This window comes from Candidatus Rhodoblastus alkanivorans (genome assembly GCF_022760755.1).
Lineage (GTDB): Bacteria > Pseudomonadota > Alphaproteobacteria > Rhizobiales > Beijerinckiaceae > Rhodoblastus > Rhodoblastus alkanivorans.
This window is the reverse complement of the sequence record NZ_JAIVFP010000001.1, coordinates 2,866,601-2,879,181: the sequence shown is the minus strand read 5'-3', so window position 1 is coordinate 2,879,181 and position 12,581 is coordinate 2,866,601. Positions and strand designations below refer to the sequence as shown.

General features: G+C 63.6%; 10 protein-coding genes and 3 pseudogenes. 1 reads left to right on the top strand and 12 read right to left on the bottom strand.

What is annotated here, in order from left to right; genetic code table 11:
- Positions 1-33 precede the first annotated feature (33 nt).
- From K2U94_RS13305 to K2U94_RS13260, 11 genes and pseudogenes are all read right to left on the bottom strand, one after another.
- Positions 34-834: a pentapeptide repeat-containing protein gene (locus K2U94_RS13305; protein ID WP_243067671.1), complete on the bottom strand. Its 801-nt coding sequence runs from the start codon at positions 832-834 to the stop codon at positions 34-36.
- A 79-nt stretch (positions 835-913) separates the two neighbouring features.
- Entirely contained in the window at positions 914-1,297 is a 384-nt protein-coding gene (locus K2U94_RS13300) for a hypothetical protein (protein ID WP_243067670.1), read from the bottom strand.
- Positions 1,298-1,771: 474 nt separating this feature from the next.
- Positions 1,772-2,641 (bottom strand): ADP-polyphosphate phosphotransferase, encoded by an 870-nt coding sequence (locus K2U94_RS13295; RefSeq protein ID WP_243067669.1) that lies wholly within the window; start codon positions 2,639-2,641, stop codon positions 1,772-1,774.
- A 30-nt stretch (positions 2,642-2,671) separates the two neighbouring features.
- Positions 2,672-5,011 carry an HAD-IC family P-type ATPase gene (locus K2U94_RS13290; protein WP_243067668.1) on the bottom strand — a complete coding sequence of 780 codons (2,340 nt, stop codon included), beginning with the start codon at positions 5,009-5,011 and terminating at the stop codon, positions 2,672-2,674.
- Positions 5,012-5,115: 104 nt separating this feature from the next.
- Positions 5,116-6,303 (bottom strand): acetate/propionate family kinase, encoded by a 1,188-nt coding sequence (locus K2U94_RS13285; RefSeq protein ID WP_243067667.1) that lies wholly within the window; start codon positions 6,301-6,303, stop codon positions 5,116-5,118.
- 6 nt (positions 6,304-6,309) lie between these two features.
- Positions 6,310-7,350, bottom strand: a complete 1,041-nt coding sequence (locus K2U94_RS13280; protein WP_243067666.1) for a bifunctional enoyl-CoA hydratase/phosphate acetyltransferase — start codon at positions 7,348-7,350, stop codon at positions 6,310-6,312.
- Between the two features lie 9 nt (positions 7,351-7,359).
- Positions 7,360-7,671: a hypothetical protein gene (locus K2U94_RS13275; RefSeq protein ID WP_243067665.1), complete on the bottom strand. Its 312-nt coding sequence runs from the start codon at positions 7,669-7,671 to the stop codon at positions 7,360-7,362.
- 90 nt (positions 7,672-7,761) lie between these two features.
- On the bottom strand, positions 7,762-8,142 hold the full coding sequence (locus K2U94_RS13270) for a hypothetical protein (RefSeq protein ID WP_243067664.1): 381 nt from the start codon (positions 8,140-8,142) through the stop codon (positions 7,762-7,764).
- A gap of 123 nt (positions 8,143-8,265) precedes the next feature.
- A pseudogene (locus K2U94_RS20800) lies at positions 8,266-8,322 on the bottom strand (hypothetical protein); the annotation flags it as partial.
- 58 nt (positions 8,323-8,380) lie between these two features.
- Positions 8,381-9,880: pseudogene (locus tag K2U94_RS13265) on the bottom strand (DUF3141 domain-containing protein); the annotation flags it as partial.
- Positions 9,881-10,133: 253 nt separating this feature from the next.
- Positions 10,134-10,917, bottom strand: a pseudogene (locus K2U94_RS13260) (slipin family protein).
- Positions 10,918-11,493: 576 nt separating this feature from the next.
- Between K2U94_RS13260 and K2U94_RS20650 the strand changes: the two are divergent.
- Positions 11,494-11,745 carry a hypothetical protein gene (locus tag K2U94_RS20650; RefSeq protein ID WP_336606163.1) on the top strand — a complete coding sequence of 84 codons (252 nt, stop codon included), beginning with the start codon at positions 11,494-11,496 and terminating at the stop codon, positions 11,743-11,745.
- 320 nt (positions 11,746-12,065) lie between these two features.
- Here the strand turns inward: K2U94_RS20650 and phaP are convergent, their stop codons facing one another.
- A complete protein-coding gene (gene phaP, locus K2U94_RS13250) occupies positions 12,066-12,458 on the bottom strand; it encodes a phasin family protein (protein WP_243067661.1) in 393 nt (130 codons plus the stop codon).
- Positions 12,459-12,581: the final 123 nt, after the last annotated feature.

Below are 12,581 nucleotides of genomic sequence, written 5' to 3'. Positions count from 1 at the left end.
ACCACGAGCGCCGACCGGATCGGCGCGCGCGGTTCATTGCTTGATCGCGTTGTCGAGGTTGCGCGCGCCCGCGAGCGCCGCCGCCTGCGACGCGTCGATCCACGCCGAGCCGACATCCATGCCCTTGACCTTGGCCCCGTCGAGGCGCGCGCCGCGGAAATGGGCGCCTCCGGCGTCGGCGCTGGTGAGATCAGCGCCGGAGAAATTCGCGCCCTTGAACTGGGCGAATTCGAGATCGGCGCGCGAGAGATTGGCGTTGGTGAAATTCGCGTCGGTGAGATTCGCCGAGCGCAGAATGCCGCGCATCAGCCCCATCGACTGGTTCCTCATGTCGGCGGAGGCGTTGGCGCCGGTGAAATTGGCGCCGACCATGCTCGCCCCGGTGAAATCGCCGGCAAGACGCGCATTGGTGAAATTGGCGCGATCCATTCGCGCCTTAACCATCTGCGCGCCGAACAAGCTGGCGTTCGCGAAATTGGCTCCGGTGAACTTGGCGTCCAGGGCCCAAACCTGATCGAGTTTGGCGCCGCTGAGATTGGCTCCGCTGAGATTGGCGTGGTTGAGCCGCGCCCCGCGCAGATTGGCGCCCGACAGATCGAGTTTCGAGAGGTCGAGCCCGTTGAGGCTCTTGTCCGAGAGGTCGAGCGGAGCGCCGGTTCCGTGTTTGGCGATCAGCGCCTCGACCTGGGCGCGGGTCATGTCGGCCTTGGTGAAGGCGGGCGAGGCCAGATCGACGCCAGCGAACATATTCTGCGCATGGGCGCCGTCGGCGAATGCCGGGAATGCGGCGATGGCGAGAAGGATTCCGAGCAATTTGAGATTTTTCTTGTTCATTGACTCCTCCACCCCGTCTGAAACGCGCGAAAGGGCGCAAAGGTCCATTCGCCCGGGGCCGCGCATTGGTTACGCCGCCTCAGGTCGAGGTTTCGCGGCGCGGGATGACGAAACGGAGCGTCAGCCGCCGCCCGGCGATGGCGCCGCCGAGACCGTCGGTGATCGGCGTCGGCAGGCAGGCGCTGAACCTGGCCGCGACCCCGTCGATGAAGCGCCGCCGCGCCTCGGGGGCCGCCGGAAGTCTGGAATAGGTGATATGCGGCTTGCCGAACAGCGAACCGTCGCGCTTGAGGCTGAAGGCGACCGTCAATTGCTCGCCGGGATCGCCCCCGACGCCCTTCATGCAGGCGCCGAGATTGGCGAACAGTTCGCGCAAATTGTTGGCGGGGGCCGCAAAAGCCGGCGCCGCCAAGCCAGACGCAAGAAAAGCCGCCGCCAGCGCCGCGCGCCAATGCAATCGCAATTTCGCTCTCCGATCCCAGGCGCCGCGACAAGGCCAATCCGTCGCCGCGGCAGCCGATTGAACCGCGCCGGACCCGCCGAAGCAAGCTGCGAGATTCGCGAGACGCTTTTGTCGCTGCGCCGTTGTGCGATTTCAGGAAAATTCGCGACGCGGAAATCCAGTCACTGATTTTGATCGCGGCCTCACGGACTCCCTCTCGCGGGGTCCGTTACCCGCAAGGTCACGACGAAGCCGCCTTCCTTCAATTCATGCGATTGCGCCGAAGCGGAGCGACCCGGTTCAGCCCATCGACCCAATGGAGCGGCCTCGCGCCGATCGTCACCGCGATCGTTTCCCCCCGCCAGCAGATCGTAGCCGCCGCCGGTCCAACGCCATTCCGAGCCGATTCGGTTTCCGGCTCATGCCAACTTTGGCCAGACCGCACGGCTGGAATAACAACGCGCGGGCCTCGCGGTTCCGCTCTAGCTCCGACTTTCAACCCGTCAGCTCGCTCCGGAACACCTGCAATTCGCGCTCGCGCTTCGCGCTCGTCTTCGGATAGCTCATGTCGAGACTCTCGAACGTGTCGAGGAGGATCTGCGAGACGATCAGCCGGGCGTTTTCCTTGTCGTCGGCGGGAACGACATACCACGGCGCGGCGTCGGCGCTGGTCGCCTCCAGGCATTCCTCGTAGGCCTTGGCGTAGTCCTTCCAGAATTTGCGCTCCTTCAGATCCGCGTCGCTGAACTTCCAGTTCTTCTGCGGGTCGTCGATGCGTTCGAGAAAGCGCTTTCGCTGTTCTTCCCTCGAGAGGTGGAGGAAAATTTTGACGACGCGGGTTCCGTTGACGCCAAGATGCTTTTCGAAATCGTTGATGGAGCGGTAACGCTCGCGCCAGACCTTCTTGGCATGATGCGGCGCGTCCAGAATGGCTTCGCTTTCGAGAATGTCAGGATGCACCCGGACAACCAGCACCTCCTCATAATAGGAACGATTGAAAATCGCGATCCGTCCCCGCTCCGGCAGATCGCGTGTCGTCCGCCAGAGAAAGTCATGCTCCAGCTCTGCTTCCGTGGGCGCCTTGAAGCTGTAGACCCGACAACCCTGAGAATTGACGCCGGACATCACGTGGCGGATCGCGCCGTCCTTTCCCGCCGCGTCGGTCGCCTGAAAAATCAGCAGGATCGCGTGACGATTGGAGGCGTAATGGAGGCGCTGCAACTCGGCGAGCTTCGCGACGTGCTCTTCCAGCAAGCTCTTGTATTGGTCTTTGGATTTGTAGACGGGATCGACCATCGTCGGCCATTTCTTGCGGTTGACGTCGTCGCCCTCCCGCATGCGAAAGTCCTTCGGATGGATGTTCATTGTCACTCCTTTTTGCTGGCGAGGCGCCGCCTAGGCGATTCCAAGACGGCGGAAAACTGGCAGCTTCACGAAATCAAGGATGATGGCGAAGGCCGCGGCCGCGGCAAAGGCGCTGGCGAGCATCCAGGCCGGCAAAGGCGTCATCGCGACGCCTGCCGCCGCCAATGTCGAGGCGATCGAGATATCGACAACCGACGATACGGCGAGCCAGAGGCTCGGACGAGAACCCCACAGATGGCGCCGTTGACGAATGGCGTAGATAATTGCCTGGCTTCCGAACACCAAGGCGGTAAACGCGAGTGTCCTGAGTTCATCGATCCCGAGTTCCATTTCAAATTTACCGACGGCAAGAACGCCACTGCAGAAGGCCAGCAGGAAAATCGCCATGACGGCTCCCGCGATCGTCAAGCGGCCAATCCGCCAGCTATTGGGGAGCGGAGACGGTCGGACGTTGTCAGTTGTAAGCGACATTGCCAAAAAATCGCCCGCGATCATCACGATGACCATGAGCAGCGGGGTCAGAATGGCGTGACCCGTCATGAGCAGACCTACGATGAGGAAGAGCACCGTCACGATCTTTTTGATGATCGAGTTCAGCGTGTACGTCAGGATGCGCTGAAAGGTAATTCGCCCTTCCTTGACTGCGGCGACGATCCCGGCGAGACCGGGTTCGGTCAGCACCATGCCGGCCGCCGATTTGGCGACGTCGGTCGCGGTCGAGACCGCGATTCCCAGCTGGGCTTGACGCAAGGCAGGCGCATCATTGGCGCCGTCGCCGCACATGCCGACGGTATGGTCGCCCTTCTGGAAAGCTTTGACGAGCTTGTACTTGTCCTCTGGCAAGACACCGGCGAAGACCGCGAATTGCTCGGGACGAACGGCCTCGGGAATCGGCCCCGGCGGACAGACGTCGCCAACAAGTCCCACGGCTTTCGCAACAATGGCCGCGGTCGCCGGCGCATCGCCCGTGACCATCACGGTGCGCACGCCGAGCCCGTGCAATTCTTCGATCAGCGCCGCGGCGTCCTGGCGAGGCGGATCGCTGAGCGCGACAAGTCCTGCGAGCTTCATCGCTGTCGCGGGCCCGACGGCGACAGCCAACACCCGAAATCCCTTGTCTTCAAGCTCCTTGGCGGCGGCGGCGGCGGCAGTCGGCGACGGCTTGACAAGGCCGACGACGACGGTGAAGGCGCCCTTCACGATATGCTGCGGGTTTCCCGTCGCATCGGTTGCAGTCGCTTCCGACATCTTTTTGGCTGGGTCGAAGGCGGAAAATTTGACCAGCTTCGGCGCGTCGGAGACGGCCTTGCTTGCGGCCGCCGCGCGGATCGCTCCATCAACCGGGTCATCGCCGCCATCGGAACTCGCGAGCGCGGCCAGCGCCAGAACATGCGCCTCGTCAAATCCTGGCATGGGCCGAACGGATGTAACCGTCAGCGCGTTTTTTGTCAGCGTGCCGGTTTTGTCGGAGCACAACACAACGATCGACGCCGCTTCATCCACGGCGGAAAGGCGTGTGGGAAGGACGCCATGCCTTGCCAGAGACCTCGCGCCGAGGGCCGCGGCGAGAGTAAAGGTCGCTGGAAGCGCGACGGGTATCGACGCGAGGACCGCCGTCAGGACAAGGGGTATGATGTCCGTGACCGGCATGGCCAGATACCAGGCGTAGCTCACCAGCAGCACGATGACGACGCCATTGAACGCGGCGAGATTGCGCACCACGCGCAGAACGGCTTTTTGCTGTGAACTCACGACATGGGCGGTACGAACGAGTTCGGCCGTACGGCCGAACTTGGTGCGTGCGCCGGTTGCCGTAACCTCCGCCTCGGCTTCGCCGCGCCGAACCAACGCCCCCGCGAAGGTCTGAACGCCAGCGTCGGCTTCGATAGGTACGGATTCTCCGGTGAGCATGGACTGGTCGAGCAGAACTTCGCCGCCTGTGAGCTTAACATCTGCCGCCACCACGGCGCCCAGCGAGAGCTTCACCAGATCGCCGGGGACCAGGTCCGCGGCGGGTATGGTTTTCCATGCCCCGCCGCGTTTGACAGAGGCGGACAGCGCAAGCCGCGACTTCAAAGCGGCGAGCGTCGCCTGGGCGCGGCTTTCCTGGAAGAGTCCAAGCGCGGCGTTGAACGCCAGAAGAAGGGCGATAATCGCCGCCTCGACAAATTTGCCAAGCGCCAGTTCAAGCACGATAACGACTTCGAGCATCCAGGGCACGGGCGCCCAGAATTTCTCCAGCGCCATGCGAAAAGGGTGCATGCTCGTGTCGGGCATGGCGTTGGGGCCGTATTGAGTCAGCCGCTTTTGCGCCTCTGCCGCGGTGAGTCCGTCCGGCGACGACGCCAACTTTGTGTCGACGTCCGCCAAAGGCGGAGTTTTCAGACCATTCTTTGGGTTGGCCTGCGAACCGGGGTTCGATCCGGAAACCTTGGGCTCGGCTGCATTTGGGGTCATGGCGGATCTTCCTTCGATCAGGTCGGCGAGGGCCGAACGAGCGCCAGCGTGTGCTGCGCGATCATCAGTTCCTCGTTGGTGGGGATGACCCAGACGGACACGGCGCTGTCGGGGGTGGAGACGCGCGGTCCGCCGGATGCGTTCGCCTTGTCGTCCAACGTCACGCCGAGCGACCCGAGCCTGCGGCAAAGAGCTGCGCGCACCCGGACGGAGTGCTCACCGATGCCGGCCGTGAACACGAATGCGTCCAGCCCGCCAAGCACGGCCGTGTAGGCGCCGGCGTATTTGGTCATCGCATGGACAAAATAGTCGACCGCCGCTATGGCGGCCGGCGCCTCGCTGTCCTGCAGGACATGCATGTCGCCGCTGATGCCGGAAAGCCCGAGCAGGCCCGCGCGTTCGTACAGCATTTTTTCCAGCGACGCGGCGTCGAACAGCTCGCTGCGCAGCAGATAGAAGAGCGCGCCCGGTGGCACGTCTCCCGAGCGCGTCGCCATCGGCAGGCCGGACACCGCGCCAAAGCCCATCGAGGTTTCGATGCTCTTTCCGTCAAGCATGGCGCACATGCTGGCGCCGCCTCCGAGATGCGCGGCGATCACCCGGCGGGCTTGCGGCGCCAACTTCGGAACCTGCCGGCTGATATAGTCGTAGGAGATGCCGTGGTAACCCCAGTGGCGCATGCCCGCATCGCGGACATCTTTCGGAAGCGCATAGGTCTGCGCCACTTCCGGCATCGTGCGATGGAAGGACGAGTCGAAACAGGCGACTTGCGGCAGGCCGGGGAAGGCTTCGGCAAAAGCCCGGGCGCCGCGGATGTTGAAGGGCTGGTGCGATGGCTCCATGGCCGTGAGCGATTGGAGGTAGTCGAGCACTTCGCCGTCGATCAGAACCGGCGCCTCGAAGCGGGCGCCGCCAAGCACGACACGATGGCCCGCCGCGATCACCTTCGCGCCTGCGAGGTTCGCCTCCAGCCAGGTGATGACGAATTGCATCGCGGTCTTATGATCGATCGCGCTGTCCTTGCCCCAGGCGTGGGCGTCCAGCGGCTTGCCGCCGGCGTCATGGACGATGAAATGTGGATCGGTCTGCATGTTGTCAATACCGCCGCGGCACAGGAGCGGCAGCGAATTGATCGCGTCCAGCGCATAGGCGGCGAACTTCAGGCTGGTGGAGCCCGCGTTGAAGACGGCGATGGCGTCGCTCATGGCCGATCATTCCGCGGTTTGAGGAAAGAGGATCGCCGGATCGCGCGCCATCGCATCGGCATAAAGGACCGCCGCCGCGGCCGAGAACCGACACGCCGCGGGCGTGTCGGTGCGGCTCGTCAAAATCACCGGCGCCCGCGCGCCGACGACCCGGCCGGCCGTCTGCGCGTCGGCCATGAAGGCGAGGTTCTTGTAGACCATGTTGCCCGCCTCGATATTCGGCGCGATCAGGACATCGGCGAGACCCGCGACCGGTGACGAGATGTGCTTGATCCGGGCGGCTTCGGCGTCAACGGCGGCGTCGAGATCGAGCGGACCGTCGACGACGCCGCCGACGATCTGCCCCCGATCCGCCACCTTGGCCAGGATCGCGCCATCGAGCGTGGCCGGCATCTTCGTGCTCACCATCTCCACCGCGGCGAGCACGGCGACTTTCGGCATGTCGACGCCAAGCGCACGGGCGAAGCCGATGGCGTTCTGGCAGATGTCCCGCTTCTGGTCGGTATCGAGCGCGATGTTCAGCGCGACATCGCTGATGACGAAGCGGCGCGCATCGGTCGGCGCCGAGACCATCACGCAATGGCTGATGAGCCGGCCGGCAAGGAGTTTCGCGTCTTTCTGCATGACCGCATGCAGGAGCACCTCGGTATGAAGGCTGCCCTTCATCAGCGCCGCGACCTCGCCGGCGCCGGCGGCGGCCGCGGCCTTGAGCGCCGAGTCTTCCGGGCCGTCTGTCGGCACGATCCAGTATTTCGCGATATCCAGATGCGCCTGATCCGCAATGCGGCGGATTTCGGCCTCGGGCCCGAACAGCACCGGCAGAATCAACGCGGCCTCGGCGCTCTCGACCACGCCGGCCAGCGCGTTGGCGCTGCATGGATGAACGACGCCGGTCGGCATGGGTTTGAGGTCCCGGCAGCGCTCGATCAGCCCTTCGAGGCGGTGCTCCGGCGCCTCGCGCTGCTGCCGCGTCACCGGCGCCGACACTTCCAGGACCGCAGTCGCGATGACGTGGCCGGCCGGATCGGAGCAAAGCCCGTCCAGCACGACGATCCCCTAATCGGTGCGCTTCTCGCGCACGACGAGACGGGCGGTCATCACGGCGTCGATCGGCAATGCGCCCTTGATCCGTAACGAGGATGCGCGCACGCAAGCGCCAGGTCCCGGCAGCGACGAACCGACCAGCCCGGTCAGGATCGCCGTGACGATGCCGGCCGCCGCCTGGCTCTCGCCCGGCGCGGCCGGCAGGTCGACATCGCCGACGGCGGCTACCCAGGCGCGCACGTCGCCCGCCTGGAGTCTGCGCTCGACCGACGCGCTGTCGCCGGGCGCGATCTCTTCAAAGGTCTTGTTCACGATGATCCGCATGACATTCAACTCCGAAGGGATCGGCCGTCTGACCTTGGCGCGGGCGACCGCGAGAAAAGCAAGCGCTCGGTCCCGCGCAGCGCCGGGGACTCAGCGGGACGCAACAGCAGCCGGGCGCTTCTCGCGCGGCGCGACGAGCAGGTCTGACAAGCGCGTCAGCCGATCGCGCGCGGCCGGGAGGGGCGATCCCCCCGCGTCGATGATCGCGTTCACCTGTCGGAGGAGTTCGCTGCGTGCGTCCGCTTCGGGCACGATCGACGCGAGCGCCTCGAGAGCACGGTCGGGTTCGAGCTGCAACACGAAGAACTGGTCGCGCACCAGCACCTTGAACTGGGCGATTGATAAATGCATGAGCCGCTGGCGCGCGACATTGAGCGCGAGCGCACAGCGCTGGTCGGTCGCGCGATCCGCCGCCATTACATGCAGCACCGTCCGCGTCAGCGCTTCATCGAAGCCGCCGGTCTTCAGCATGGCCTCGTAGCCGTCCGACCTGGCCTGGCGCGCCGCCAGATCTTCGGACAAAGGGCCTAGAACCGGCCGCGCGTCGCTGTCCCCGTTGACCCCGAGAAGCGCCTGGATGAAAGGTGAGCCATAGACGGCGAAGAACATCTTCTCGGACAGGTGGTCCCTCATGACGCGGTAGGGGTCCAAATCTGCGGTGATCTGGTCGGATATCCGGGTTTTGAAGCGCCAGGAACGGATTATCCGCCGGGACGGGCTTGCGCGACGCCGCTGCCTCGGCAGCCAGTTTCTGAACCGGCCGCATCCAGGGATTTCTGTCGGAGAACAGGGTGTAGCTGAGCCTCAACGGGTCAAGGGTCCGCATAAGGTCGGCGGTCGGCTGGTTGGCCAGCGCGCGGACCACGGGCTGCATGAATGTGCGATAGAGCGACAGGTTGAGGTCCGACAGCCGGGCTACGGCGGCAAAGGCGCGGTCGTCCGCGGGACTGTTGCGTCCCAGCGCACGGATGTCGTCAAGCGACCGCTGTTCGAAGCGCGCGATCCAGTCGCCGGTGACGAACCCGCCCGCAGGGACATCAGCCGGCCGTGGCGAGAGCACCATCTCGTGCAGGCCGGGCGGGAGGCAGTCGATGACATCCATCATCTGCACGAATTCCTCGTCCTGCTTGGCCCCCACCTTGGTGGAGACGAAGATAGCGAGATGTCCGACCTTGTGGCTCAGGCAGTAGACGATCGTCCGGCCTGTGGCGCGAATGTCGTCGACATCGCGGTAGATGTCCAGGATCCAGCCCAGCGCCTGCTGCGGCGGACTGATATTGTCTTCCGACGAGGCGAACACGATGATCGGCGACGTGATGTTGCGGATGTCGAACACCGTGCCGTCGTGCGATTTGAGATCGTTGCGGGTCAGCTTGTCGCCGATGAAAAGGTTGTCGACCAGGAACTGCAGCTCGTCGCCGTTGAGCTCGATGAAGTCGCCCCACCATTTCTCGAAATCGAGATAGCGCTCCGCCCCGGTGTCGATGTGGGTGTAGGTTTCATACTGCTTGCCCCAGATCCAGTAGGCCGGATTCAGCATGTCGAAATTCAGGACGAGGTTAGCGCCATCGAACTTCCCGTCGCCAAGTTCGCTCGTCAGGGCGGTGAGCCAGCTTCCGCCAAGCAGGCCGGCGGAATAGCGCATCGGGTCCTTGCCATGGACGCCTTGCCAGTGGGACATAGGGGATCCGGGGACCAGGCAAGGGCCGAAGAGATCCGGCCGCAGCTTGGCCACCATCAGCGTCTGATAGCCGGCCTGGCAGTTGCCGATCGCAAACGGACGCGATGCACCCGGGTGGAGATCGACCACACGCTCGAAGAACTTCACCTGTCCCTCGACGACGTCGAGGAATTGCTGGCCGGGCTCGGGCAGTGCGCTGAAGGCGATGAAATACACCGGGTGGCCCGCCTCCAGGGCGTCGCCGATCTCGCTCTCCGCCTTGAAGCCGCCAATGCCCGGTCCCTGGCCAGCGCGCGGATCGACCACCACGACCGGGCGTTTGCGGGGGTCGGTCGCGCGCCCCAGCGTCGGCAAGATGCGCAACAGCGAATAGTTGATCGGACGTGGCAGCGACCGGCCGGTCATGACGACTTCGTGGTCGAAGCGCAGCACGGTCGCGGTCGGGCGGGAGGTGATCTCGATCTCTTCATTGCCGCGACGCCGCAGCAGGTCAACGAACAGAACGCTGCGCTGGAGCGCATCGATCATGTAGGCCGGCCAGGCGTTCATGACATTGCCGGGAGACGCCGCGAAGAGAGCGGGGAAAGCGCGAGAGTCCGCGGCGGAAGGATTTTTGGCAGGAGCGGCCTTTGATGTCGGCTGATGTGTCATTTGATCTCCCGGGACGGATGTGTCCGGGTCGCTTGGTCGGCGGGCTGTTCTGATCCGATTTCGCGCCCCGGCGTCTGCGTTTTCCACGTCCGGGCGCATGCCGGGGAATGCTCATGCGGGGATGGGACGGTCACGCGTTGGCGCCCAGCGGCTTGCCGGCCTTGTCAAGCAGCTCGAGGAACGGTTTGACGATGTCGATCGGCATCGGGAAAACGACCGTCGAATTCCGTTCGGCTCCGATTTCCGCCAGCGTCTGCAGATAGCGCAACTGCATCGCGGCCGGGATGCTTCCGAGGATCCGGGCGGCGTTGAGGAGAGTTTGCGACGCCTGAAACTCGGCCTCCGCATGGATGACCTTGGCGCGACGGTCGCGTTCCGCCTCCGCCTGTTTGGCGATAGCCCGCACCATGTTGTCGGTCAGCTCGACCGTTCTGATCTCGACGTTGCTGACCTTGATGCCCCAGGTTTCGGTCTGGGCGTCGAGAATGCTCTGGACATCGGCGCTGAGCTTTTTTCGTTCCGAGAGCATTGCGTCAAGCTCGTGCTGACCGAGGACGGCCCGCAGCGTCGTTTGAGCGAGCATGTTGGTGGCGGGAAGATAGATAGTGTTGAACGTGGATAATTGCCCGCTCGGGATCGACGACATTGAAATAGAGCACGGCGTCTACTTTCATCGAGACGTTATCGCGCGAGATCACGTCCTGACTCGGGATCTCGATGACCTGAATGCGTAGATCGACCCGCACCATTTCCTGAAAGAAGGGGAGAAGCAAAACCAGGCCAGGCCCTCTGATCCTTTGGAAACGCCCCAGGGTGAAGACGACGGCGCGCTCATACTCGCGTAGAATTTTTACCGCCGCGAGCGCCACGACAAGAGCGACCAGGACCAAAGCCGGGATGACATAGAGAAACATGATGTCGCTCCTTTCAGACCGATACGAAGACATTCGTCGCGGTAAAAGCGGATCTGCCGCACAGCTCGATCGGCGCGCCGTCCGGTCGGCGGCGACGAGACCCCTCGGCCGATTTTGGAATGCGACGCACACAGCGCGCGGTTGCTGCGGTGCGGCAGATTCGGAAAATACTCAGAGCCGACCGCCGGCCCGCGGACCAGAAGGAGGGGGCTGAGCGCGCTTTTCCCGCGCGCCTTCCAGGCTTGCGGCGAGGGCGAGGCGAACTCGCGCCGCCATGCGCTGGCTATGATTGCGGCCGACGGCGATGTTCTTGCTGGGATGGCCGGCGAGAACCCTTTCCATGATTTACCGCTGTCGCGGCGCGAGCTTGCCGACGCTCTCGACGCCCATAGCCTTCAGGCGGGCGATTCTGGGCGAGTTCGCGTTATATGGGCGGCATAGTAGAGCCTCAACGCGTGACCGCGCTCGCTCCGTGCGGACCTTCCCATTTCCGGAAAACGACCCACTCAGGCAATGTCAAAGAAAGCCAGAACAATAGGCTTGATGCACACCGTTCCGGCTGGATTGCTATCACCTATGGTGGTGATGGCGGTAATGACGATGGTGGTGGTGATAATGATGGCGCTGAGGAGCGCCCACCACGCCTTTGACGCCGCCGACGACGCCACCGGTCACTCCACCGACCACGCCGCCAACCGCTGCGCCAACCGGACCGGCGGCGCGCCCACCTTGGGCCGCGCCTCGCTCGCCACCCCTGATAACGCCCTGAGCCTGTGCGGCGAGGGGCGTCGAAAGGACGACAGAAAGGCCAAGAAGGCCGGCGGTTAAAATCAACCGGGTTTTCATTGGTAAACTCCGTTTGCTTGCTGCGCCCCCGAATTGGCTCGGCAGACCTGCAACACATGGAAAATTATCAGACGCGCCGACCGCCGAGGCAGGTTCGGAATGTACTCATCCAACCTGCGACCGAAGATCAGGCCAACCGCCGGACGCAGACTTCTTCCTCGCAACCTCCCGATCAGCGGCCGAAGACGCCCGTCTGACGACGTGCAATGGTGTAACGCCTTATCTTTCAAAAGGAAAAGCCGCGCCTCGGTGACGAAGCACGGCTCAAAAAAAACATCGGGGGGACGAATAAGTATCCTGACTTATGTCCGAGTGGTCTTCTGCGCCGCTTCCATTTGCTTTTTCACCGGCTCGAAAGCGGCAGTGAACACGGCGTTCGTCAACTGGGCGATTTGACGGCTATCATTGACGGCTGCTTCAACGCTCTCTTTAATCAGCCTTTGCTGCAATTCCATAAACTCCGCCGGGCTTTTCACGGCGCTAAGCGCTTCCATGGCGGCGGTCAGGTTCTTGACATTCCTTGCCGCCAATTCCTGATAGGTTTTGATCAAGTCCTGAACGGCGGCGGCAGAGCCTTTTCCGCTTTCGGTCAGAGTGTTGGAACTTTCTTTCATGATCTTGTCCGCGGCTTGGGCGCTCTTGGACAGTGCGTCGGCGCTTGCTGTGGAGATCTGCTGTTCGAAGGTGTTGGCCATAATTCGAAATCCTTGGCTATCGGGGCTTGTTGGCATTTCTGCATCGTAACGGTCGACGAAGCCGCCGGTAGGCTCGGAAAGTACTCACAGGCGCCGCGGCGCTGTTGCGGCTGTTTGGGCGCC